This window comes from Sinomonas susongensis (assembly GCF_005877005.1).
GTDB lineage: Bacteria > Actinomycetota > Actinomycetes > Actinomycetales > Micrococcaceae > Sinomonas > Sinomonas susongensis.
This window is the reverse complement of record NZ_SSNH01000020.1, coordinates 1-24187: the sequence shown is the minus strand read 5'-3', so window position 1 is coordinate 24187 and position 24187 is coordinate 1. Positions and strand designations below refer to the sequence as shown.

Genomic DNA, 24187 nt, shown 5'->3' with positions numbered 1-24187 from the left:
TCACACACACACGGAACACTGCCCGCGTCCACTCTACGGTCCCCAGACAACAAACCCCACCCCCGCCCCACCCCCATACCACGGGGCCGGGGACCGGGCCACCGGGGAACACCACAGCACCACCAGCAGCACAGCAGAACCGAACACAGCACAATCGAATACAGCACCGCGCGCCGGCCCCCAGGGCTGGCCCACCGCAACCCGCACGCTTCCCCACCCCCGGCACCCGGGGGCGCGAGGAGAGTAGGTTACGGCGGCCATAGCGTGGGGGAAACGCCCGGACCCATCCCGAACCCGGAAGCTAAGCCCCACAGCGCCGATGGTACTGCACCCGCGAGGGTGTGGGAGAGTAGGACACCGCCGGACAACACCACCCGCCGAGGGCCCCACAACGACCGTGGGGCCCTCGACGCATTTATGACTCCGACTAAAAGACTCCGACTGGGCGTTAGGATCGCACAGTGGACCCCTTGTTTTCGGATCGGCCTCAGCCCGACGAGCCAACGCGGGAGATGGCCGCGCCGCCACCCCGCATCTATCAGTTCACGGTTCCGGCTCCTCGTGACGTTGCCTACAGCGCCTTCACTGGCGACCTTCATCTGTGGTGGCCCCGGAGCTACACCGGGTTCGGAGAGGGAACGCACGCCTTCATCGAGGACGGCGTCATCGGCGAGGAATCCGAGGCGGGGGAGACGCAGGTCTGGGGCGAAGTGCTCTCGGAGGATCCGCCGTCGTCCATTGAACTGTCCTGGACGCTCGCTTGGACCCCCACGTCCCCGATGCGGATCCGCGTGGAATTCGAGGAATCGGACGCTGGAGCGGCAAGCCTCGTGACGTTCACCCACAATGGCTGGGCGAGTGGGGCCGAGGGCCGGGAGCAGTACGAGAAGTACAGCGAGTGGCCCGTCATCCTTGGCCGCTACGTCGCGTACTTCGGGCTCTCCCCCGACGCTGTCGCGACTGTCCGCTGACTCATGCACCTCACCGACTCCGCGGCGAGCCGGTCGTGCCGCTCCACGCAGCCTTGTAGACGCGTCCAGAAGCATGGGCGATGATCCTCCCATGAGCAGCTTCGAGGGTTTCCCGCCGGAGGGAATCGAGTTCTACGCCGAGCTTGAGAACAACAACACCCGTGAGTGGTGGGGTGAGCACAAGGACGTCTACGAGCGGGCAGTTCGTGGGCCGATGGTGGCGCTCCTGGACGAACTCTCGGACGAATTCGGCGAGGGGAAGGCGTTCCGCCCGAATCGGGACATCCGTTTCAGCAAGGACAAGTCCCCTTACAAGACCTCGCAGGGGGGATTCGCGGCGACTGGGGATGGGATGGGCTACTACGTCCATCTCGATGCGACAGGCCTTCTCATAGGCGGCGGATACCACTCGCACACGCCGGCACAGACGACGAAGTTCCGAGCTGCCGTCGACGCTCCCGCGCCAGGCGGCGAGCTGGCCGGGATCGTCGAGGAACTGCGCAGCCGGGGCTATGCGATCGAGGGGGAGCAGCTCAAGACCGTCCCCCGTGAGTTCGACCGCGAGCACCCCCGCGGCGAACTCCTCAAGCACAAATCGCTCACAGCGGGGCGCTCCCTCGGAGTGCCGTCGTGGCTTGGCTCGCCTGAAGCCAAGGAGCGCGTGAGGGAGAGCTGGAACGAGATTCGTCCCCTCGTCGAATGGCTCACCGAGCACGTGGGCTAGCCATGGCCCCAGAGGGCGACTAGGAGCGACAGCGGGCGCTGCGCCGTCAGTCAGCGCCGTCAGTCAGCGTCGACAGGTGCTTCCACATCGACGTCGGCCTCGTCGTCGTCGAACTGGTCTTCGGCCTGCCTCGCAGCCTCGGCCTCGAGGATCTTGAGGGTCTGCGTGTCCGGATTGAGCATGATCGCGGCCTCGTCGCGCCGATGCCGCAGGACCGTGTCGATGTAGGACTGGAGAGTCTCCGCGAGGGGGACGTGGCGATCGAGCCGCTCAGACATGTACCAGCGGTGCTCGAGGACCTGGTGGACTACCTCAGCGGGTTCGAGCTTTCCCGAAAGCTCCTTTGGGATGGCCCGGACGATCGGCTCGAAGACCTGGGTCACCCATGCATGGGCGGCGATCTCCTCGTCCTGGTCGGGGTAGTTGTCCGCACGGAAGGAATCCATGTCGTTGAGGAGCCGGCGCGCCTGGTTCTCCTGCGCATCGAGGCCCGTGAGCCGGAGGAGACGTCGCTGGTGGTGGCCGGCGTCGACGACCTTGGGCTGGAGCTGGATCGTGGAGCCGTCCGCCGTCGTCTTGATGGCGTACTCCTCGACGTCGAACCCGAGCTCGTTCAGGCGCCTGATGCGGGCGCTCACGCGCCAACGCTCGCCGAGCTCGAAGGACTCCTTCTCGGTGAGCTCCGTCCAAAGGTTCCGGTAGGAGTCCATGATGCGTTCGCTCGTCGCCACGGGGTCGACCTCGGCGTCGATGAGCCCGCCCTCGAGGAGGTCCATGAGCTCGCCCGCGATATTCACGCGTGCGATCTCGAGATCGTATTCGCGCTGGCCCGTGGAGAGATCCGGATACAGCTCACCCGTCTCGGCGTCCACCAGGTAGGCGGCGAAGGCCCCGGCGTCGCGCCGGAAGAGGGTGTTGGACAGCGAGACATCGCCCCAGTAGAAGCCGATGAGGTGCAGCCGAACGAGGAGGAGCGCCTGCGCGTCGATGAGGCGAGTCAGCGTGTCCCTCCGCAGCATCTGTGAGAACAGCGCCCGGTACGGGAGCGAGAACTTGAGGTGGCGCGTCACGAGGACGGGGTCGAGGGGCCGGCCATCGGGGGTCTGCCGGTCGCGGATGACGGCGACCGGCTCGACGCAGGGAACGTCGAGCCGCTGCAGGCGGCGCAGCATGTGGTACTCGTGGCGCGCGATGTGCTCGCCCGTCTCCTTGACTGCGATGACTGATCCGCCGAGTTTCGCGAAGCGCACGATGTGCCGTGAGATGCCGCGGGGGAGGGCGGCAAGGTACTCCTCGGGCCAGTCCTCGAGGGCGATGTGCCAGGGAAGGTCCAGAAGCTCGGGATCTGCAGCCGCCGCGGTGATGCTGAGGGATCCCATGACATTCGCGGGGGGCGGGTCGTTGAGCGGTTCCTTGCGGGGCAGTTTGCCCAGCATGGCGTAGTCGGTCGGCTCGTCCTGCCAGTTGGCGCCGTTCATCCTGCTCATTTCCGGGGGAAATGGCTGTGCCCGCCGGAGAACCGGCGGGCACAGCGCTGTTGTCCTGATCAGGTTAGCCGAGACGTTCGCCCGACTTCGTGTCGAACAGGTGGACGTGACCCTGCTGGGGGCGCACCCACACCGTGTCGCCCTTCATCGGAGGACGACGGCCGTCCGTGCGGGCGACGATGTCGTGCGTCTGGCCGTTCACCGTCGTGTGGCCGTAGATGTACGCGTCAGCACCGAGCTCCTCGACGACGTCGACCTCGACTGCGAGGCCGTCCCCCTGAGTCGTGGACTCGAGGTCCTCCGGGCGGACGCCGAGAGTGACCGTGTTGCCCGTGGCCCCGGCAAGGACCTCGCGGCCGACCGGGTAGACCGCGCCGCCGAACTGCACGCCGCCGTCGACCTCGGGGAGCTCGAGGAGGTTCATCGCGGGCGAGCCGATGAAGCCGGCCACGAAGACGTTCTGCGGCTTGTCGTAGAGGTTGCGCGGGGTGTCGACCTGCTGGAGGAGGCCGTCCTTGAGCACCGCCACGCGGTCGCCCATGGTCATGGCCTCGACCTGGTCGTGCGTGACGTAGACGGTGGTGACGCCGAGGCGGCGGGTGAGAGACGCGATCTGCGTGCGAGTCTGGACGCGGAGCTTGGCGTCGAGGTTCGAGAGCGGCTCGTCCATGAGGAAGACCTGCGGGTTCCGGACGATCGCTCGGCCCATCGCGACGCGCTGCCGCTGGCCGCCGGAGAGCGCCTTCGGCTTGCGGTCGAGGTACTGCTCAAGGTCGAGCAGCTTGGCGGCCTCGTGAACGCGCTGTGCGCGCTCTTCCTTCGAGACGCCGGCGATCTTGAGGGCGAAGCCCATGTTGTCCGCCACCGACATGTGCGGGTACAGGGCGTAGTTCTGGAAGACCATCGCGATATCGCGGTCCTTGGGCGGGACGTCCGTGACGTCACGATCGCCGATGAGGATGCGGCCGGAGTTGACGTCCTCCAAGCCCGCGAGCATCCGCAGGGAGGTGGACTTTCCGCAGCCGGAGGGGCCGACAAGTACGAGGAACTCGCCGTCCGCGATCTGGATGTTGAGCTTGTCCACCGCGGGCTTCTCTGTGCCCGGGTACAGGCGCGTTGCGTTGTCGAACGTCACTGTTGCCACAGTAATCTGTCCCTTCACCGGCAGGTACGTGCCGGACGATCCGTAGTGAATGGTTCGTGTTGTTCAGTTGTATGCCGTCAGGGCTGCCCAATCTGGCATCGCCGATTCTGGCACGGAATGAGCCGAGGCGGTCTTCCGCGGCTCACAAATGAGTATGGCATGCGTCACATAATGTTCCCAAGTGTGACGTCGAGCACAGACCGCTCTGTGGCCGAATAGTTATGTGGCGTGCTCTGTGCGGCGCGCGCCGCGCAGCAGCACGAGAAGAGCCATGGCGTGGGCGATGTCGCCCGGCTCGCGCACGCGGAACGCGGCGGCAGTCTCCCCGTCGCCGACCTTGATCCCGACGTCGCCCTCCTCGAGGGCGAGGAAGCCGTCCTCGTCGGTGACGTCGTCGCCCGCGAACAGGACGGCGTCGGCCTCGGTGACCTGGCGGAGGAAGGCGATGCCCTCGCCCTTCGTCGCGTGGACCACGGAGCCTTCGAGGACTCGCTTGCCCGTCTTGAGGTAGATGTCGCCTCGCCCTGCGAGGCGCTCGTGGGCGGCTCTGACGGCCGCGGCGGCAACGTCGTCGTCCGCTTGGCGCGTGTGGAGGACACGGCCTGCGGGCTTCTCCTCCACCCAGGTGCCCGGGGCCTGCGCTGCGACCTGGGCGAACGCGGCGTGGAGGGCCTCGAGGGCCTGGCGCTGGTCGTCGTCGAGGGCTACCGGATGCTCCTGGCCGTCAAGACGGATCTCGGCCCCATGGCTGCCGATGAGCAGAGTGCGCGGGTCCGGCGACGCGACGTGGGTGAGGCTCCCGAGCGAGCGACCGGAGACATACGCGGTCCAGGTCCCCGCTATGCCCGCGAGCTCCGCCACCGCCGCCGCCGTCTGGGGGAGAGGGCGCGCCTGCTCCGCCCGCTCGACGATGGGGGCGACGACGCCGTCGAAGTCAAGCGCCACGAGGAGGCGGTCGACGGCGGCGAGCCGCTCCAGCGCTGCCCGCAGCTCCGCAGGGACTTCAGGCCTAGCCATGGGTGACCTCCGCAAGACGGTTGAGGAAGGCAGCGGACCATTCCTCGACGTTGTGGACGATGATCTGGCGGCGCATCGCCTTCATCCGGCGGCTCGCGGCGCCGGGCGGCAGGTTGATCGCCGCGACCATCGCCTCCTTGAGCCCCGCGATGTCATGCGGGTTGATGAGCAGTGCCTGCTTGAGCTGGTCCGCGGCACCCGTGAACTCGCTCAGGACGAGCGCCCCCGTCCCGTTGTAGCGGGCCGCTACGTACTCCTTGGCGACGAGGTTCATCCCGTCCCGCAGCGCCGTCACGAGCATGACGTCCGCCGCGAGGTAGAGGGCGACCATCTCCTCGACCGGGTAGTTGTGGTGCAGGTAGCGGACAGCCGTGTGCTGGAGCGTGTCGAAGGCGCCGTTGATGCGGCCCACCGTCCCCTCGACCTCTTCCCTGAGGAGGCGGTACTGCTCGACGCGCTCGCGGCTGGGGCTCGCCACCTGGACGAGGGTCACCTCGCCGACCTTGATGCGCTCGTCGACGAGGAGCTCCTCGAACGCCTTGAGGCGGTGGCGGATGCCCTTCGTGTAGTCGAGGCGGTCGACGCCGAGCATGATCGTCTTCGGATCGCCCAGGTCGTGCCGGATCTGGCGGGCACGCTCCTGAATCTCGGGATGGCGCGCGAGCTGCGAGATGCGCTCCGTGTCGATCGAGATCGGGAAGGCCTCCGCGCGGACGACGCGCTCGCCGCGGCCGACGAGGAGGTTCGTGCCCTTGCCGCCTGCGCCCCCGTAGCGGCGTGCGGCGCGGGCGAAGTTGAGGGCGTCGTTCGGGCGCTGGAAGCCCACGAGGTCGGAACCAAGGAGCCCCTCGAGGACTTGGCGGCGCCAGGGGAGCTGGGAGAAGATCTCGGGCGGCGGGAACGGGATGTGGTTGAAGAACCCGATGCGGAGGTCCGGACGCCGCGCGCGCAGGATCGCGGGGACGAGTTGGAGCTGGTAGTCCTGAACCCAGACCGTCGCGTGGTCGGCGGCGCGGGCGAGGACGGCGAGGGCGAACCGCTCGTTGATCCGCCGGTAGGCGTCCCACCAGGTGCGGTGGAACTCCGGGGGAGCGATGACGTCGTGGTAGAGGGGCCACAGGGTCGAATTCGAGAACCCCTCGTAGTAGAGCTCGACCTCCGAGGCCGACAGGCCCACCGGGACCAGGGCCATGCCGTCATGCTCGAAGGGCTCGATCTCCTCGTCGGGGGAGCCGACCCAGCCGATCCACGCGCCGTCGGACTTTTCCATGATGGGGGCGAGCGCCGTCACCAGGCCGCCGGGGGAGCGCTTCCAACCGTCATTCGGGCTGTCTCCGGCGCGGTCCACGGGCAGGCGGTTCGCTACGACGAGGAAGTCGTAGGATCCTGCCGCCCTGCCGTCCTTGGCCGCCGTGTCTGGTGCTGTCCGTTCAGTGTCCTGAGCCACTCTCGCGCTACCTCGCATTCGCTGGAATCTTTCTCCACCCTACCGGGGAGCGGTGCGGCAATGGTCACAACGTTGTCAAGGAACCCTGCGCGGGGCCCGCACGTTGCGCCGATTGAGTGCTTCTGCCGGGCTGCGTCCTGCCTGCTGGAATACACTGTCCCCGACGCCGACCGGGCGCGCTGCTGCGCGCCGCGACCTGACACGAGGAACGATGAGCCCCTCCAATCAATCACGCCCCACAAAAGCGGAGCGGACTGCCGCGGCCCGCGAGAAGGCCCGCCAGATCCGCGAGGCACAGCAGAAGAAGGAGAAGCGGAACCGGCTTCTCGTCCGGTGGGGCGTCGTGGTGGCGCTCGTTGCGGTCATCGCGATCATCGCGATTGTCGTCTCCTCATCGATGCAGCAGAGCGCGCCTATCGCGAACAGTGGCCCCAGCCCCGCGAACATGAACGCGAACGGCGGGATCACGCTCGGCAAGGGCAGCGCTGTGACGGCTGAACCGGCGTCGACCGTCAACGCTGCCAGCATCCCCACGCCCACCGCCCAGCCTTCCCAAGGCCAGCAGGCCAACGCGAAGGGCGTCGAGGCGGCCCCCAAGGGCCAGCCGGCGAAGGTCGTCGTGTACGTGGACTTCATCTGCCCCGTGTGCGGCAACTTCGAGAAGACCTACGGCGACAAGCTCACCCAGCTTCGCAACTCGGGCGAGATAACGCTCGAGTACCGGCCCATCGCCTTCCTCGACCAGAACTCGACGACGAACTACTCGTCGCGCGCCGCAGCCGCGGCTGCGTGCGTGGCGAATCAGTACCCGGACAAGTACGCCGACTTCTTCGCCCAGCTCTACGCCCAGCAGCCGGCAGAAGGCTCGGCGGGCCTGTCCGACCAGCAGCTCAAGGACATCGCCTCCAAGCTCGGAGCCGACATCTCCCAATGCGTCGACAACAAGACGTACAGACCCTGGGTCAAATACACCACCGCCCTCGCCGCCGCAGACGGCGTAACCGGGACTCCGACCGCGTTCGTCGACGGCAAGCAGTGGGGGATCGGCGACTCGGCGAACCAGGCGTTCGACGCGTTCCTGCAGGCCGACCTCGACGCTCGGGCCAAGGCCTAGCCTTTCCGCCTCGCCCAGGCGACGCACGACGGCGGCCCGGTCCCCCTGGTGGGGGCCGGGCCGCCGCGCTTTGCTACCCTTGTGGGTGGCGCTCGTGCTGCGTACGCCTTGCCCCCTTAGCTCAGTTGGCCAGAGCATCTGTCTTGTAAACAGAGGGTCGCCGGTTCGAATCCGGCAGGGGGCTCATCGAAGCCGCGGGAACTCAAGGGTTCCCGCGGCTTCTCGGTTGGTGAGATTTGACCAGGTCATCGAAAACCCATCTTTTTGGCCTCCCCGCGGCGCCCTTGGGCGGCTGGGCCCCGGCTGGAGGGCGAACGCTGCGGTTGCCTCCGGTCCCTGAGGGGGAGTGCGGCGCACCAGTGCGGCATGGACACCGATCACACCGCTGCGGAGAATCCGTGGGGGCTGGAGCGCCTGCTGGACGTCGGCGAGCTCGCCGCGTACCTGGGCGTTCCGGTCTCCACGGTGTACGACTGGCGCACGCGGGGCCTGGGCCCGCGCGCTTACCGCTTCGGGAAGCACCTGAAGTTCGCCGTCTCCGACGTGCGGGTCTGGGTCGAGCAGCAGCGCGATCCCGGGCCGTCGTCGCCGACGGGCGGGAGGTAAAGCGGTGAGCCGCCAGCGCCTGGCCATCGGCACCTTCGGGGAGATCGGCTACCTGAGCGCGGCGAGCGGGCGCAGCGTCGCCCGCGCGCGCTACCGCGGCTGGGACGGGAAGACCCGGCTGGTCCAGGCCACCGGGGCGACCCCGAAGGCCGCGGAGCGGGCGTTGAAGGCCAAGCTCTCCGAGCGGAGCCTCTTCCAGCCGTCCTCCTCGAAGCTCACCGCAGACAGCCCGTTCCCCGAACTGGTCGCCTACTGGCTCGAAGACCTCGACCTCGAGCGACGGCTCTCAAAGAGGACCAGGCAGCTCTACGAGGGCAACATGCAGAGGCTCGTCCTGCCTGCCTTCGAGAGCCTGACCCTGCGGGAGATCGGCGTCGCCCGCTGCGACAACTTCCTCAAGCAGCTTGCCAGGCAGAGCTACAACCGCGCGAAGCAGGCGCGCGTCGTCCTTCGCCTGGCCCTGGGCCTGGCCGTCCGGCACGAGGTGCTGGCCCGCAACCCGATGGATCATGTCTCATCCCTGCGCCGTCCGGCGCGCATCCCGGATGCGCTCACCCCGGCAGAGGTGAACGCGGTCCGGGCCGCGGTCGCGTGCTGGGAGGCCGGACGATCGTCCTCGGGCCCGAAGCCTGACGGCCAGCTCGGGGCGATCGTGGAGGTCATGCTCGGCACGTCCGCGCGCATAGGGGAGGTCCTGGCCATCCGCCGCCGCGACGTCGACATCACCGGGGCACCTCCCTCGATCCGGATCGCCGGAACGATCGTCAGCAACCGGGGCGAGGCGACCGTGCGGCAGGATCATCCGAAGACGGCGAAGTCCCGCCGGACGGTGGCGATCCCGTCGTTCACGGCCGAGGCCGTCCGGGCCCGGCTGGCGAAGCTGGAGGACCCATCGCTGGATTCCCTGCTGTTCTGCAGCAGGGAAGGGAAGCCGCTCACGACGAATCACGTCCGCCTCCAGCTCCGCCGGGTGATGGACCTGGCCGGGATCGCCGGGGTCACCCCGCACATGTTCCGCCGGACCGTCGCGACGGCGATCAATGCCCAGGCCGGTGTCGACCTCGCCGCCGAGCTGCTCGGCCACACGGACCCGAAGATCACCATCGCGCACTACATCCGCCGCAACGAGATGGTCAACCCTGCCACCGCCGAGATGCTCGAGCGGGCGTTCGCGAAGGACGCGTGATCTTCCCTCGCCGCCTGCCTGCGTGCGACGCTGGACGGGGCCGAGCACAGGGCGAGAGCATTGCCGAACTGGCGGGCTCGGAGAGCGACGGCGGCATGAGGGGACTCGTGGGACGCCAGAAGCTGTGCAGAGCGGTACCGGGTCCTCCGGGACGGTGGAGCAGGCAGTAGTCTGCTCGCTCACGAGGGTGGCCAGTTCGGGCAAGTTCTTTGGGGTTGGAGGCTGCGGGCGAGGATGACGTCGACGATGGAGGCTCCGACCAATTTCCGCGAACCCGGCGCGAGCGAACGGGGCACGGGCATCATCGTGCTGCGTTTGGGGTCGACGCGGTGCCGCCACCGTGGCGGCACCGCGCGACCTGGGCTTATGCCCGCCGATGGTGAACCGCGACCCGCCCGCCGTCCTCGCCACCGCTGCGCGTGCCGGTGTGGCGGGGGTGGTTGACGGGTTTCTGTACGGCGCGGAAGCCGGCGAGCGCCTCGGCGGCGAGATGCTCGAGATCGGTGGCCCAGGTCTTCACTCGGATGCCCCAGCCGTGCGCGACCGGTTTGCAGGTCTTCCAGTTCGCCTTTGACACGGTGGGGCCACGGTGGCCCCACCGTCTGACCTGGGGTTATCCCCGGTGCCGCTGAACGGTGAGTCCTCCTGACGACGCGTTGCGTTCTCGGCGAGCAGGGCGTGGTGGGCCCGTAGGCCGCCGGCAGTTCGCCGATGCCCAGCCGCAGCAGGAGACCCGTCCCGCGGCGGTGTGCGCCAGGCCGGGGGTCGGGATTGCCGAGCACCGGGTGCAGCACGGCCAGCCGCGGCGTGCCGGGAATGTCCAGTTGCGCGGGCGTGGAGGCGGCGGCTGGGGGCCTCGAAGGTTGAGGCTCTCGAGGTGGCCTCAACGTGCCTGGTGCAGATGTGCTCGATCCCTGCATGCGCGCCGGGCCGGGGCCATCCCCGCGGGGTGAACCCGTACCGTCCGTCTGTTTGCGGCTCGCTGTGATCATCGGTGCGGCACCTCCTAGAAGGTAGGTGCACACGCGCTCCCCGAGCAATCGGTGTGGCGCCTGGACGGACAGGCCCAATCCACCTGGCCTGATCCTGGACGGGCCACCCTGTGGACATGCGCAGGCTGCGCCCGAACGCTGGCACGGGCGGAAGCCGACGGGCGGCCGCTCACGTGAGTTAACGGCGGCGACTGCTTGGCCGGGACGTGTCGGGTGTGCCAGCTGAGCCCAGCCGGGAGGTCGATCCTGAGGCCGGCCGATCTGTAACAGACCAGGGCGGCCACCGACGGTCGGTCCGGGCAATGAAGCGGGCATCGTCTGGGTTCGCCCGTCCGAATTCGTGATCTCGGGCCTTCTCGACCGTGCTCGTGTGATCATCCGGGGCGGGGCCGTCCGTCTCGACCCGGCTGAAGATCGCGCCCCTAGAGGGTCTGCCGCCGCTCGTGGCCATGTCGGCGACGCCGGGTCAGGGTCTGTTTCACGTGGTGGCACTATCGCCTCGGGCTGGTCGAGCGACGCGCATGCCCGTCCGCCGATCTGGCTGCCGCACCACTTCTAGACCCTCGCGCGGAACTGGGGCAAAAGACGCAAAAGGACCCTATCGCCCCGCAAAACCATGCTCCGGACGATGGGGGTTGGGGTGCACTCCAATGCCGTCACCTCCCGTCCCGCCGCGGCCGGTGCTGCCGGGCCGTCAGGTGTTGGCCCCGTTCGGGATGCTCATGCGTTCTCCCCGCGCTTGGGCAGCTGACCGTACGCCTCGTCGGTGACCGGGTCGAGCCATTCGTTGCTGACGCCTTCGCCTGGGGTGATGAAGGCTAGATGGGAGAACCATGAGTCGGCCTTCGCCCCGTGCCAGTGCTTTGTGCCGGCGTGGACACGAATCGCCGTGCCCGGCTCCATGCTTATGGGCTCCTCGCCCTCGGCCTGGTACCAGCCACTGCCTGCCGTGCACAGCAGAATCTGGTCCCCGCCCCCTGCGGTGCCGTGGTGGATGTGCCAGTTGTTGCGGCAGCCCGGCTCGAAGGAGACATTGCTGACCGGCACGTTCCCCGAGGTCAACGGAGCGAGGTAGCTCTGCCCGATGAAGTACTGGGCGAAGGCATCATTCTTCTCCCCGAGCGGGAAGATCTGGTCGAACTCGGTCTCACTCATGAGATCTCCTTGCTTGTTGTGTTGTCGGTCGTGCGGTGCCAACTCAGTCGGGCTCATTCGGTCACGGTTCACGAGAGTGTCACGTGCAGTTGATCCGGCAGGGACTACCTGCCGCTGAAGATGCGGAAATTCACGTGCGCCGTAGTCGCGGATCCAGGTCTGCTCTCCGATGGTGAAGTCGAGTTCGGCGTTGCTGTGCATGGGCCGTGGTGCGTGGTCTTGGGGTGGCTGTACCCGGCAGTGCGGGGCACCGGGCGCGAAGCCCAGCGCCGGGATCATGCCTGGGTCGACCTCGTGAGGGGCCGGCGATCGGGTCGACCTCGACCATACCTCGCCGGCGAACTGCTCGAGCGGGTCCTTGCAGCTGGGGCTACGGGTTTCGATGTTCATGCTGCTTCCCTCCTGGGATCGAGCACGGTCAGAAGGCAAGGACGAATCGGCCGCGCGTCCCGCCAGACCGTTCGACAAGGACTCCGACCGAAGTCGATGAGGTGAGGTTGCTCGGCAGGTTGCAGAGCTTTTAGGAGCGCGGGCGCGGCTGGTCCGACGTCCGCTGCCGGTTCGTCATCGACGCGTCAACCGTCGCCTAGGATCCAAAGAACGATGACGCCCTGAGCCTCCGCGGCGTGGGGCGTCGTCGTTTTTGCTACCTGAGGGATCAAGCCGGTGTGATCCGCACCGTCGCGGCACGGGGACGCGCCCCGACCATCGGGGGGAAATACGGACTATCGCCGTACTTGGCGCGGTAGGCGGCATCGACGCCGTCGTTCACCGCTGGGTCAGCGGCCTCAAACAGGACGTCGAAGGTCTCGCCGGCGGCGCTGATCCTCCCCGCGCCCTGACACAAGGCCGCCTTGTACCAGCGAGAGTCGACGCCATTCCAGGGCCGCACGTAGAGGCTTCCGTCGACGACCACGGACCAGATCCACGTCGGGGTCCCGTAAGTGGCTCTGTCTTCCCGGAAGGGCGAGATGTGAAAGTCGTCGGTCTCTGCAATCCGGCGGAGAACACCGGTGTCCCATTCGGTCATGAGAAGGCCTAGCCCCGGAAGACGCTCTTAGCGACCGACATCGCGGACATGGCCTTGGGCCAGCCCGCATAGAAGGCGAGGTGAGTGATCGCCTCGATGAGCTCTTCCTCGCTGAGCCCGTTCTCTTTCGCTTTGGCGAGATGGAACGTGAGCTGCTCGGTGTTGCCGCCGGCCAGGAGTGCAGAGACCGTGACGAGGCTGCGGTCCCGAGGGGACAGTTCCGGGCGCTCCCACACTTGCCCGAAGAGGACGTCGTCGGTGTAGGAGACGAGAGCCGGTGCGAAGTCGCCGAACATCTTCTCGGCTCCGGAGGGCTCGTTAGACGAGGATTGCTGGTGAGAAGGGGTTTTCCGCGTGGTCACGTAGGGTTCCTTTCTTCTTGAGTGGTCTGTGTGAGGAATCGGCTCGCGGCGGCTGCGAGGAGGCCGACGGCGGCCGCGCCGACGAGGCTGGACGTCACTCCGGCTTGGAAGTGCGCCGGATCGGCCAGGAGAGCGCCGAAGACGGCGACGGCGAGGGCTCCCCCGACTTGGCGACTCGCGTGGAAGACCCCGCTGGCGGTGCCGGAGAGGTGCCGGGGGACGCTGTTGAGCAGGACTCCGCTGATGGGAGGAACCACGAGGGGGCCGCAGAGGCCCACGAGGACCATGAGGCCTGAGATGACCCAAACGGGGGCGTCCGAGGGCAGAAGGGCTATCGCGACGAGGCCCGCCGCCATGGAGAGGAAGCCCAGGGCGATGAGGGGCTTCGCGCCGAAGCGTTCGGCGATCCTGGCGACGAAGGGTGTCAGGACGAAGCCGATCAGCATCATGGGCAGGAACACGGTTCCGGTCTCGAATGAGGTCAGCCCGCGATGCTGTTGCAGGTAGAGGCTCATGACGAAGGGCAACCCGTAGTTGCCTACCATGAACGCGAAGCCCGCGGCCGAGGCCACCGCGACAGCCCTGGAACGGACCAGCTCGCGTGGCACCATCGGATGTCGCACGCGTGCCTGGACGAACGCGAACGCGACAAGCGCCGCGACGCCGACAGCGAGCGCTGCGATGACCTGCGGGGCGGCAAGCCCGAGTGTGCCAGCCTCGATCACCCCGTAGGTGATGCCGCCCATGGCGAGTACCGCCGTAGTCTGCCCTGCCCAGTCGAAGGGCGCCTCCCTGCGCGGAGACGGGCTCGCGCGGGCCAAGAGGATCAGGGCGACAATCCCCGCGGGGAGGTTGATGAGGAAGATCAACCGCCAGCTGACCAGATTGAGCAGGCCGCCGATGACGGGTCCCGACGTCGAGGCAATCGCGCCTCCCATGGCCCAGACCGCGACGGCCCGCGCCCGGCGAATGGGGTCGGGGAAGGCGTGGCCGATGAGGGCCATCGACGAGGGCATCATGACAGCTGCCCCGGCGCCTTGCAGGAACCGCGCCGCAACGAGCGCGCCCAGGCCAGGTGCGAGCCCACACGCCAAGGACGCGGCGACGAATAGAGCGACACCCACGCCGAAGGAGCGGCGCGCCCCAAGGCGGTCAGAGAGGGCTCCGGCGGAGAGGAGGAGCGCGGCGAACGCGAGCGTGTACCCGTCCACGATCCATTGCAGTCCCGCCATGCCGCCGCCGAGATCGGCGCGCATGCTGGGCAGAGCCACATTGACGACGACGGCGTCGAGGGTGATGACGAAGAACCCCAGGACCGAGGCACTCAGGGCAGCGGTCCTTCGCGCGTCGCGCGGCGGGGCCCCGCGTGGGATCACGGAGTAACGAGCCTCCACAGACATCTCCTCGTTCAGCATTTCTTCTCTAGCCATTCAACCGAGCAGGCGGGAGATCAGGCAGAGCCTGCCGTTACTGGTTCTGGCAGTACCGCCCTCGCCGGTCCAGCGCCTCGTCTTTGGTGCCGTCCGAGCCGTGGTCCAGAGTCGGATGGAGGAAGGCTTCGCCCATGGCACCTCAGCCTGGGCAGGGTTGGCCTCAGCGGTTCTCGCCAGCAGCGATGAGGAGCGAGCTTCTCAATCCCGCGCGGCGAGGATCTTCTGCCGCTGAGTTCCCAAACCGACAATCCCACTCTGGGCGGAGTGCCCATATTGATGAGGTCACCGGACTCGAGGACCTTGAATTGGCCCTGCTAGCTGATGCTGTCCGGCGGCGGCGTTTAGAGGGTGAGAAGGACCTTGGTGGCGCGCCGCTTGTCCATGGCCTCGTATCCTTCCGCGGCCTGGTCGAGGGGGAGGGTGAGGTCGAAGACTGCGCCGGGGTCGATGGCGCGATCCCAGATGAGCTGGATGAGCTCGGGCAGGAAGCGGCGGACCGGGGCCGGGCCGCCGTGCAGGTGCACGCCGGAGAAGAACAGCTCGTCCCCTGGCAGTTGGACGTCGTGCGAGACGCCGACGTATCCGACGTGCCCGCCGGGGCGGGTGGCCCGGATGGCCTGCATCATCGCCTCCTGGGTGCCGACGGCCTCGATGACGCTGTGCGCCCCGAGACCATCGGTGAGCTCCTTGATCTTCGCCACGCCGTCGTCGCCGCGCTCTTCGACGATGTCGGTCGCGCCGAAGCGGCGGGCGAGCGCCTGGCGGTCGGCGTGCCGCGACATCGCGATGATCCGGTCCGCCCCCAGCTGCTGGGCGGCGAGGATGCCCAGCAGTCCGACGGCGCCGTCGCCGACGACGGCGACGGTCTTGCCGGGCCCGGCCTCGGCGGCGACGGCGGCGAACCAGCCGGTGCCGAGGACGTCGGAGGCGGCCAGGAGGGAGGGGATGAGGTCCGGGTCGGGGTGCCCGGGGGTGGCGACGAGCGTGCCGTCGGCGAGCGGGACCCTGGCATACTCGGCCTGGGTTCCGATCGCCCCCATGAGCTCGGCGTGGACACAGCGGGATTGGTAGCCGGCCTGGCAGATCTCGCAGGTGTTGTCGGAGGCGAAGAAGGAGCCGACGACGAAGTCTCCGACGCGGATGTTCTTCACATCCGCCCCGATCTCTGTGACGACGCCGACGTACTCGTGTCCCATCGGGTTGCGGTCCACGGGCTCGGCACCGCGGTAGGGCCAGAGGTCGGACCCGCAGATGCAGGATGCGGCAAGGCGGATGATCGCGTCGGTGGGCTCGATGATCGAGGGGTGCTCGCGTTCTTCGACGCGCACCTCGCCCGGGGCGTGCATGACGACTCCACGCATGATCGTGGTTCTCCTTACTTGTTGAGGGTTGAACTGAGGTCCATCGCGGCAGAGCGCACGCGAGGGAAGGCCGCAGAGGGATGGCGGGAGAGGGCGAGGGAGGCGCAGGCCGCCAGGAGCACACCGGCCGTGGTGACAATGCCCAGCGGAAGGACGCTTGCGGCGCCTGCGATGCCGACCAGCGGCGCTGCCGCGCCTCCGAACCCGAAGCGGACCATGCCCAGCAGCGACGACGCGGTCCCGGCGATGTGCGGGTGCTCCGCGAGGGCAAGGGTTGTGGCGGGCGGTGACGAGATCGCTACTCCGCTCGCCAGCGCGAACAATGAGACGATCACGACCCATAGGGGCATCGGTGCCAGACCGGAAGCGAGCAGTCCGAGCCCGCCGTGCCCGGCGACGACGACGCCGGCAGAGAGGGTGCCGGGAATGCTCCAGCGCTCGGCAGCCCGTCCTGCGAGATAGCCGAACACCATGAAGCCGGCCGAGTTGAGCCCGAAGGCCAGGGCGTAGGCCTGTGGCGAGAGCCCGTAGATGTCCTGCAGCACGAAGGTGGCGCCGGCGAGATAGGCGAAGAGCGCGGCGTAGAGGAAGCCCTGGTTGAGGACTGCGGCGAGGAACCGCCGATCGGAGAGCAGGGCCCGGAAGTCACGGAGCGTGTGCGTCCAGCCGCCGGTCGTCCGTTCAGCCGGCGGCAGGGTCTCGCGGAATACGAGAAGGGTGGCTACGAGGATTGCTGCGCCGATGACCGCGAGGAAGATGAATAGGCCGCGCCAATCGACCAGCGTGTTGAGCGCTCCGCCGAGGAGTGGACCGACGATCGCGGCGAACCCGCCGATGACGGTGAGGCGGCCGTAGAACCGGATGAGACGACCACCGGAGTAGATGTCCCGTCCGGCTGCCTGCGCCACGACGATGCCCACACCGCCGGCCAGGCCTTGGCCGAGCCGGGCGATGATGAGGAGTTCCACCGTGGGGCTCGCTGCGCAGAGAACGGAGACCAGAATGTAGGCGGCCGCGCCGATGAGCACGATTCCCCGCCGGCCGAACCTGTCGGAGAGGGGTCCCGCGATGAGCTGTCCCACAGCGAGCCCGACCAGGCACGCGGTCACGGTCAATTGGGCGACGGACGTGGCGGCACCCAGCTCCAAGGTCAGGGCGGGGAGGGCCGGCAGGTACAGGTCCATAGAGATCGGGCCGAACACCGTCAGCAAGAGCAGCAGCGAAGGCAGGAGGCGGCCGTATGTCGGGCGCGGCCGGGCATTCGAGTCGGGCATGTTCACCAGCCTCTCCTAGTGGGAAGCCGACAGGGAGTCCCTGACGAGGGGTGTACTGGCAGGGAACCCCTCGCAGCCCTCTCCGGCTCTGCCTGGCGTGGCGGGTGCGGAAGGGGTGCCCTGACAGAGACTCCCTCCCCGGCCGGCCACGGCCTAGCCTGAACTCATGGACAACCGAGACGAGGTACGCGAGTTCCTCATGAGCCGCCGGGCCCGGGTCAACCCGAAGGACGCCGGAATCACGGCCGGAGGCAAACGCCGGGTTTCGGGACTCCGCCGCAGCGAGGTGGCCGATCTGGCCGGGGTGAGCGTGGAGTACTACGCCAAGCTGGAGCGCGGCGCAATCGGCGGAGCCTCCGCGTCAGTGCTCGACGCTCTCGCCCGGGCCCTGCAGCTGGACGACACCGAGCACGCCCACCTGCTGGACCTCGCCCGGGCCGCTGATGGCATTCCGACCAGTGGACGGGCCCGGCGCCGTGCAGGGAAGCCCGCCGAGCTTCGCCCGAGCCTGCAGTGGGGTCTGGACTCGATCACCGACGCCGTCGCATTCGTCCGCGATCCTCGGCAGAACCTGGTGGCAACCAATGAGCTTGGACGCGCCTTCTATTCACCGGTCATCGGCGACGGCGGCCGCACCCCGAACCTCGCCCGATTCCAGTTCCTGGACCCGGCCGCCCACGATTTCTACCCCGACTGGGAGCTCTTCGCAGAGATGTGCGCCGCCATCATGCGATCCGAAGCGGGTCGCGACCCCCATGACAAGGCCCTTCAGGACCTCGTCGGGGAGCTGTCCACCCGCAGCGAAACGTTCCGCCGACTGTGGGCAGCACACGACGTCCGCAGCCACGGGGCAGGGACCAAGCGCTTCCACCACCCGATTGTCGGGGACCTCACCCTGTCCTATGAGGAGTTCGCCGTCACCGCCGAACCCGGGAACGTGATGCTGATCTACACCGCAGAGCCAGGCTCGCCCTCGGCGGATCGCCTCAGGCTGCTCGGTTCCTGGGCTGCAGATCACCGGTCGATGGAATCGCGCGTGACCGGCTGAGCCTCATGGGGCCGCGGTCAAGGAGAGGTCATCCTCAGATGCGGGCGACGGCGAAGAACTGGGCGTCGCAGAGGAGGCGGTTGTTGCCGCCGAGCCATTGGACTCGGACGTCATCAGTCGTTCCGATATAGTCCTTGCCGCCTGCTGGACTGCCCGTACCGCCTGCTGGATTTCGACAGGGCGATTCCCGTCCCACGCGACACCCACACTCCCCACGGATGTCTTCTGGTCGGTGAGGATGGGGGCCGCAACGCTGTAGACCCCGGGGTTGAACTCTCCTCGGGTCAGGAGGTAGCCATTCTTCTTGATCTCGCCCAGAGCCTTGCGGAATTCGCTCCACGTGCTGCCCAAGCCGGCCTTCTCAATTTCTGCAGCCTGCCGAGCGTAGATGGCTTTGAGGCGGTGATGGGGGAGATAGGCCAAGATGACCTTCGACCCCGCTCCGAGGAACAATGGCCGCCGCTGCCCGCGACTGAACCGGTTTGCCGGGCTCAGAGGGGCACGGGCCTCCCCGATGCACAGGACCGAATCTCGGAATGCGGTAAGCAGGACAGAGGAGTGCCCGATTTTGTCCACCAGATCTTCGAGCACGCCATGGCTTGCCAGGAGCAGCGGGTCCGTCAGCCGGATCTGCAGGTCCATCTCGATGATTCGCGGGCCGAGGCTGTAGTAGCCATTGCGCACGGTGGTGAGCAGCCCGGCGTCGTTCAGGGTCTTGATGTAGCGATATCCCGTCGACCTGGAGGTCTCCAGTGCCTCGATGATGTCGGCCGTCGACCAGACGGGTTCTGCCTCGCTGAAGAGGTCGAGGATCTGGAGCATCTTTGCCGGGCTGCCCGCACTGTCCGGCGTCGCTGTCGCTGCCATTCTCGGACTATATCCCATATTCTGGGATATAGTCAACAACGTCGCCCACGTCTGTCCGGCGTAAGGACGACGGCGGCCGGTCGCCAAAGCGGGGACTTGGACCATGATAGTGGCTCGCCTGCCAGGAACAACGAGAATAGACCGAGGGCCTGAGCGGAATGAATATCCGCTCAGGCCCTTTTTAGGTCAGGCTCCTGTCATCCCGGGCCTCGGTCGGCGGATCAGGCCCGCGGGACTGCCATGTACTTGTACTCGAGGAACTCGTCGATGCCCATGCGTCCGCCCTCGCGCCCCAGGCCCGAGGCCTTGACGCCGCCGAAGGGGGCGGCGGGGTTGGCCACGATTCCGGTGTTGAGGCCGACCATGCCGACCTCGAGGGCCTCGCCGACGCGGAAGCTGCGGTCCAGGTCCTGGGTGAACAGGTAGCCGACGAGGCCGAACGGGGTGTCGTTGGCCATGCGGAGCGCTTCCTCCTCCGTGTCGAACGGGACGACGGGAGCCACGGGGCCGAAGATCTCCTCGGTCATGAGGTCCGCCTCGGGCGAGACGTCGGAGAGGACCGTGGGCGCGTAGAAGAAGCCGGGGCGCTCGGGGCGGTTCCCGCCGCAGACGACCTTCGCGCCCTTGGCGACGGCATCGTGGACGAGCTCCTGGACCTTGCGCAAGGCTTTCTCCTCCACGAGCGGGCCGACGTCGGTGCCCGCCTCGGCGCCGTCGCCGACCGAGAGTGCGCCCAAGCGGGCGGCGAGGCGGCGGGCGAATTCCTCGGCAACGGGCCGCTGGACGAAGATCCGGTTCGCGGCCGTGCAGGCCTCGCCCATGTTGCGCATCTTGGCCGCGACGGCGCCTTCGACGGCGCGGTCGAGGTCGGCGTCCTCGAAGACGATGAAGGGGGCGTTGCCGCCGAGCTCCATCGAGGAGCGCATCACGTGCTGGGCAGCCTGCTGGAGCAGGCGGACGCCGACCTCGGTCGAGCCGGTGAAGCTGACCTTGCGGGCGATCCCGCTGGACATCCACGGCGTGACGACCGAGGACGCCTTGGTGGTGCACACGACGTTGACCACGCCTGCGGGGAGGCCGGCTTCGACAAGGATGTCCACGAGCGCCAGGGAGGAGAGCGGGGTGAGGGCGGCGGGCTTGAACACGACTGTGCAGCCTGCTGCGATGGCGGGGCCGAGCTTGCGGGTTCCCATGGCGAGGGGGAAGTTCCACGGGGTGACGAAGACGCAGGGTCCGACGGGCTCGCGCGAGACGAGCATGCGGTTCTTCCCGTCGCCGGAGGTTCCGAAGTCGCCTCCGATGCGCACCGCTTCCTCGGAGAACCAGCGGAAGTATTCGGCGGCGTAGGCGACCTCGCCCTTGGCCTCGGCGAGCGGCTTGCCCATCTCGGTGGTCATGATCAGGGCGAGCTCGTCCTGACGGGCCATGATGAGGTTGTAGGCGCGGCGCAGGATCTCGCTGCGCTCACGTGGAGCCGTCTTGGCCCAGTCCTTCTGCACCCGTCCTGCGGTCTCGATCGCGCGCCGGGCGTCCTCTGGGCCGCCGTCGGCCACGGTTGCGATGACTTCCTCGGTCGCGGGGTTGACGACGTTGAAGCGGGCGCCGGAGGCGGCTTCGCCCCACTGCCCGTCGATGAAGACGCCGGTGCTGAGTTTGGCGATTGCCTCGCGTGCTCGCTCTGAGGTGCGGGGCTCGCTGACGTTGGTGGTCATGGGAGTTCCTCTGCTTCCTTGGTGTGGGGTCTTTGATGGTGGTCGGTGTCGAGCTGTTCTACGGCGTTGTGCCCGGGTCGAGGATCTGGGCGAGGTGCAGGCCGGGTCTGGAGGAGTCGAGCTGGTTTACCTGTCTGGCGCACGAGAAGCCGTCGGTCAGCACGGCGACCTGATCGTCAGTGGTCCTGAGCGCGGGAGCGAGGGCGTTCTCTGCGACCTGCATGCTCACGTCGTAGTGCTGGGCTTCGAAGCCGAAGTTCCCCGCCACGCCGCAGCAGCCGTCGGCATCGACAATGTTGCGCACTCCGGCCGCCTTGAGCGCCGTCCGCTGGGCCGCGGCCCCGAAGACCGAGTACTCGTGGCAGTGCGTCTGGAGCACGGCCTGCTCCGGTACCGGCCTCGCCGGGGAGGGGTCCCAGCCGGCTGAGACGCGGTCGGCGACGTGCGCGGCGAAGCTTCGCACGCGGGCCGCCACGCGCTTGGCCTGATCGGTGTGGACCAGTTCGGGCAGGTCCTTGCGCAGCGCGGCCGCGCAGCTGGGTTCGACGACGACGATCGGCCGGTCGGTGCCGTCGTCGAGCGCTTCCGCGGCTTTGGAGAGCAGCCGCTTCGCCGTCCCGAGCTGGCCCGTGGAGATCCAGGTCAGGCCGCAGCAGGCGTCGGCGGAGCATTCGACGGCGTCGCCTGCGCCCGCGAGGACGCGGGCCGCCGCGCCGGCGACCTCGGGCCGGAAGCCGCGCGTGAACGTGTCCACGAAGAGGACCACCGAGTCCTCGCCGTCGGCCTTGCCTGCGGCCGGGACGCCGGCGGCGGCGACTTCGCGTCGCCATTCGTTCGCTCCCGCGAACCGCGGGAGCGCGCGCTTGGTCGTGAGGCCGCCCGCCGCGGCCGCGACCTTGCCCAGCGGGGTCGCGAGGACGGCGTTGACGAGGCCCGAGAGGCGGCCCGTGAGCTTGAGCCAGCGAGGGAGCCAGCCCAGGGAGAAGTGCGAGAGGGGACGGATGCGGCCGCTGTAGTAGTGGTCGAAGAACTCCGACTTGTAGGTGGCCATGTCGACCCCGGCCGGGCAGTCGGTCGAGCAGGCCTTGCACGCCAGGCACAGGTCCAGCACCTCGCGCACCTCCTCGGACTTCCAGCCCTCCTCGACGGTGCGGGCGCCGCGGACCATGTCCTGAAGGACGCGGGCGCGGCCCCGGGTGGAGTCCTTCTCGTCGCGCGTGGCGCGGTAGCTGGGGCACATCACGCCGCCGGTGTCCGCCCGGCACCGGCCCACGCCGATGCAGCCCTGGACGGCGTGGACCCACGGGTCCGTGCCGTGGGATGCTGCCGGGCCGTGGGATCCAGCCGGGCGCAGGTCGAAGCTCGTGCGCCATTCGCGCTCGGGTACGCCTGCGAGGGCGAGGTGGGCGTCCATTGGGTCCGGATCCGTCATCGAGCCCGGGTTCAGGATGCCCGCCGGGTCCCAGAGCCGGCGCGCCTCGGAGAAGGCGGCCATCACGGCGGGGGAGTACATCAGGGGCAGGAGCTCGGATCGGGCGCGGCCGTCGCCGTGCTCTCCCGAGAGCGACCCGCCGTGCCGCACCACGAGTTCCGCCGCGCGGCGGGTGAACTTGCGGAAGACGTCCCGGCCCTCCTCGCTGCGCAGGTCGTAGGTGATGCGGATGTGCATGCAGCCGGCCCCGAAGTGCCCGTACATGACCCCGGTGAGCTCGTGCTCGGCCAGGAGCTCGCGGAGGTCGGCGAGGTAGTCGGCCAGCCGCTCCGGGGCGACCGCAGAGTCCTCCCAGCCGGGCCACGACTCGCCGCCCGAGGCGAGGCGGGAGGACAGGCCGGCGCCGTCTTCGCGCACGCGCCAGAGCGAGGCGCGCTCGGCCGGGTCCGCCGCGACGCGGCCCTGCACGAGCCGTCCGTTCTCCGCGAGCCGTGCGAGCAGCCGGTCCGCGTGGGCGCGCACCGTGTCCGGGTCGTCTCCGTCGAGGTCCACGAAGAGCCAGGCGCGGCCCTCGGGCAGGCCCAGGACCGAATCGGGCCCCCGGCGGCGGCGCATGGTGGCGACGATGGCCTCGTCGGTGCCCTCGACGGCGGCCGGGGAGAACTCGAGGATCGTGGGGATGTCGCGGGCGGCGTCGACGACGTCCTCGTAGCCGAGGCAGACCAGCAGTGCGGCTGCGGGCTTGGGCACGAGCTTCATCCGGGCGCCCACGACGATGGCCCACGTCCCCTCGGAGCCGACGACGGCCCGGGCGATGTTGAACTTCCTCTCGGGTAGGAGGTTCTCGAGATGGTAGCCGGAGACCTGCCGGGGAATCCGGCCGAGTTCGAGGCGGAAGGCGCCCAGGTTCGCCTGTGCGAGCCGGGCCAGCGACGCCGCGAGGTCCTCCGCCCGGGCTGCGGAGAACGAGTCGGCGGGATCGGTGGCCCGCAGGCCCGTCTCGGTCGCCGTCACCCGGGCGCCGTCCGATGTCACGAGGTCGATCTCGGCCACGTGGTCGGAGGTGCGGCCGTAGCGGACGGAGTGGTTGCCGCAGGCGTCGTTGGCGATCGCGCCGCCGACCGTCGCGCGGTTCTTCGACGAGGGGTCGGGGGCGAACGTTTGCCGGCCGGCGGTGGCGCGTTCCACCTCCCGGGAGAGCGATGCGAGGATCACGCCGGGTTCGACATCGACGGTCCCGGCCTCCGCGTCGATGCCGAACACGCGGTCCATATGCCGCGAGAAGTCCAGGACGAGCCCGGGGCCGACGGCGTTGCCAGCCATCGATGTTCCGCCGCCTCGGGCGATGACCGGTGTGCCGCTCGCCCGGCACACCCCGACGGCGGCCACGACGTCGTCGACCGTGCGCGGGAACGCGACAGCGAGCGGTTCGACGCGGTAGTTGGAGGCGTCGTAGGAATACTCCGAACGCCGACGCGGGGATCCATCCACCGACACCCCTGCCGCCGCCAGCTCCTGGAGCAGCGCCCTCGCCGGGTCGCCTGCGTCCACCCGAGTACTGCCGGGGGAGTTGGGCTGTTGCAGCACCTTGGGGTCCTCCAACACCTGGCGGCTGGCGGAATGCGTCATGGGCGTGGGCTCTTTCTCGGAAAAAGACTTGTGGCGGGTGGGTGCGGGCCCCGCGCCGGGGTCCCGCGCCGCGCCTGTGGGGTTCTAGAAGGTGTGGAGGACGAAGCGGAGGAATTCGGTGGGCTCGATGGCCTCCACGGGCACGGGGCCCTCGTTGGCGAGGAACTCGTAGCCGGTCTCGGGGCCGTACTTCTCC

Annotated in this window: 20 protein-coding genes, 1 tRNA gene and 1 rRNA gene; 8 read left to right on the top strand and 14 right to left on the bottom strand. The window is 68.5% G+C overall.

Annotated elements, in window-relative coordinates; genetic code table 11:
- Window positions 1–249: 249 nt before the first annotated feature.
- From rrf to E6A21_RS17400, 3 genes are all read left to right on the top strand, one after another.
- A 5S ribosomal RNA gene (rrf, locus tag E6A21_RS17410) occupies window positions 250–366 on the top strand.
- A 95-nt stretch (window positions 367–461) separates the two neighbouring features.
- Window positions 462–971, top strand: coding sequence for an SRPBCC domain-containing protein (locus E6A21_RS17405; RefSeq protein WP_138445430.1), 510 nt, complete (start codon window positions 462–464; stop codon window positions 969–971).
- Window positions 972–1062: 91 nt separating this feature from the next.
- Window positions 1063–1695, top strand: a complete 633-nt coding sequence (locus E6A21_RS17400) for a DUF2461 domain-containing protein (protein WP_138445429.1) — start codon at window positions 1063–1065, stop codon at window positions 1693–1695.
- Window positions 1696–1754: 59 nt separating this feature from the next.
- Here E6A21_RS17400 and E6A21_RS17395 read toward each other — a convergent pair whose 3' ends face one another.
- The 4 genes from E6A21_RS17395 to E6A21_RS17380 form a co-directional block, all read right to left on the bottom strand.
- Window positions 1755–3182: a DUF4032 domain-containing protein gene (locus E6A21_RS17395; RefSeq protein ID WP_138445428.1), complete on the bottom strand. Its 1428-nt coding sequence runs from the start codon at window positions 3180–3182 to the stop codon at window positions 1755–1757.
- A gap of 64 nt (window positions 3183–3246) precedes the next feature.
- On the bottom strand, window positions 3247–4326 hold the full coding sequence (locus tag E6A21_RS17390) for an ABC transporter ATP-binding protein (RefSeq protein WP_138445427.1): 1080 nt from the start codon (window positions 4324–4326) through the stop codon (window positions 3247–3249).
- A gap of 219 nt (window positions 4327–4545) precedes the next feature.
- A complete protein-coding gene (gene otsB / locus E6A21_RS17385; protein ID WP_138445426.1) occupies window positions 4546–5343 on the bottom strand; it encodes a trehalose-phosphatase in 798 nt (265 codons plus the stop codon).
- Entirely contained in the window at window positions 5336–6790 is a 1455-nt protein-coding gene (locus E6A21_RS17380; protein ID WP_246036610.1) for an alpha,alpha-trehalose-phosphate synthase (UDP-forming), read from the bottom strand. The genes otsB and E6A21_RS17380 overlap by 8 nt, the downstream gene beginning before the upstream one ends.
- Before the next feature lie 211 nt (window positions 6791–7001).
- On the opposite strand from E6A21_RS17380, the gene E6A21_RS17375 reads away from it, so the two are divergent.
- The 4 genes from E6A21_RS17375 to E6A21_RS17360 all read left to right on the top strand — a co-directional run bounded on the left by E6A21_RS17375 (window position 7002) and on the right by E6A21_RS17360 (window position 9696).
- Window positions 7002–7904 carry a DsbA family protein gene (locus E6A21_RS17375; RefSeq protein WP_138445424.1) on the top strand — a complete coding sequence of 301 codons (903 nt, stop codon included), beginning with the start codon at window positions 7002–7004 and terminating at the stop codon, window positions 7902–7904.
- Between the two features lie 110 nt (window positions 7905–8014).
- Window positions 8015–8088 (top strand) — tRNA-Thr (locus tag E6A21_RS17370).
- Window positions 8089–8270: 182 nt separating this feature from the next.
- A complete protein-coding gene (locus E6A21_RS17365; RefSeq protein WP_171041461.1) occupies window positions 8271–8510 on the top strand; it encodes a helix-turn-helix domain-containing protein in 240 nt (79 codons plus the stop codon).
- A 4-nt stretch (window positions 8511–8514) separates the two neighbouring features.
- Window positions 8515–9696, top strand: a complete 1182-nt coding sequence (locus E6A21_RS17360; RefSeq protein ID WP_171041460.1) for a tyrosine-type recombinase/integrase — start codon at window positions 8515–8517, stop codon at window positions 9694–9696.
- A 364-nt stretch (window positions 9697–10060) separates the two neighbouring features.
- Here E6A21_RS17360 and E6A21_RS17355 read toward each other — a convergent pair whose 3' ends face one another.
- The 7 genes from E6A21_RS17355 to E6A21_RS17325 form a co-directional block, all read right to left on the bottom strand.
- A complete protein-coding gene (locus tag E6A21_RS17355) occupies window positions 10061–10273 on the bottom strand; it encodes a hypothetical protein (protein ID WP_138445423.1) in 213 nt (70 codons plus the stop codon).
- A 1135-nt stretch (window positions 10274–11408) separates the two neighbouring features.
- The gene (locus E6A21_RS17350) at window positions 11409–11843 is read right to left on the bottom strand and encodes a cupin domain-containing protein (RefSeq protein ID WP_138445422.1); all 435 of its coding nucleotides are present in this window, start codon (window positions 11841–11843) and stop codon (window positions 11409–11411) included.
- A 658-nt stretch (window positions 11844–12501) separates the two neighbouring features.
- The gene (locus E6A21_RS17345) at window positions 12502–12873 is read right to left on the bottom strand and encodes a DUF2255 family protein (protein ID WP_138445421.1); all 372 of its coding nucleotides are present in this window, start codon (window positions 12871–12873) and stop codon (window positions 12502–12504) included.
- Between the two features lie 8 nt (window positions 12874–12881).
- Window positions 12882–13169 (bottom strand): carboxymuconolactone decarboxylase family protein, encoded by a 288-nt coding sequence (locus E6A21_RS17340; RefSeq protein WP_138445433.1) that lies wholly within the window; start codon window positions 13167–13169, stop codon window positions 12882–12884.
- Between the two features lie 62 nt (window positions 13170–13231).
- On the bottom strand, window positions 13232–14629 hold the full coding sequence (locus tag E6A21_RS17335; RefSeq protein WP_246036608.1) for an MFS transporter: 1398 nt from the start codon (window positions 14627–14629) through the stop codon (window positions 13232–13234).
- A 380-nt stretch (window positions 14630–15009) separates the two neighbouring features.
- The gene (locus E6A21_RS17330; protein WP_138445420.1) at window positions 15010–16029 is read right to left on the bottom strand and encodes a zinc-dependent alcohol dehydrogenase family protein; all 1020 of its coding nucleotides are present in this window, start codon (window positions 16027–16029) and stop codon (window positions 15010–15012) included.
- Between the two features lie 14 nt (window positions 16030–16043).
- Window positions 16044–17303: a multidrug effflux MFS transporter gene (locus E6A21_RS17325; protein ID WP_138445431.1), complete on the bottom strand. Its 1260-nt coding sequence runs from the start codon at window positions 17301–17303 to the stop codon at window positions 16044–16046.
- A gap of 166 nt (window positions 17304–17469) precedes the next feature.
- On the opposite strand from E6A21_RS17325, the gene E6A21_RS17320 reads away from it, so the two are divergent.
- Window positions 17470–18351: a helix-turn-helix transcriptional regulator gene (locus E6A21_RS17320; protein ID WP_138445419.1), complete on the top strand. Its 882-nt coding sequence runs from the start codon at window positions 17470–17472 to the stop codon at window positions 18349–18351.
- Between the two features lie 3 nt (window positions 18352–18354).
- Here the strand turns inward: E6A21_RS17320 and E6A21_RS17315 are convergent, their stop codons facing one another.
- The 3 genes from E6A21_RS17315 to E6A21_RS17305 all read right to left on the bottom strand — a co-directional run bounded on the left by E6A21_RS17315 (window position 18355) and on the right by E6A21_RS17305 (window position 23991).
- Window positions 18355–19218, bottom strand: coding sequence for an IclR family transcriptional regulator (locus E6A21_RS17315; protein WP_171041459.1), 864 nt, complete (start codon window positions 19216–19218; stop codon window positions 18355–18357).
- Between the two features lie 221 nt (window positions 19219–19439).
- Entirely contained in the window at window positions 19440–20930 is a 1491-nt protein-coding gene (locus E6A21_RS17310; protein WP_138445417.1) for an NAD-dependent succinate-semialdehyde dehydrogenase, read from the bottom strand.
- A 58-nt stretch (window positions 20931–20988) separates the two neighbouring features.
- Window positions 20989–23991: an FAD-binding and (Fe-S)-binding domain-containing protein gene (locus tag E6A21_RS17305; RefSeq protein ID WP_138445416.1), complete on the bottom strand. Its 3003-nt coding sequence runs from the start codon at window positions 23989–23991 to the stop codon at window positions 20989–20991.
- Window positions 23992–24187 lie beyond the last annotated feature (196 nt).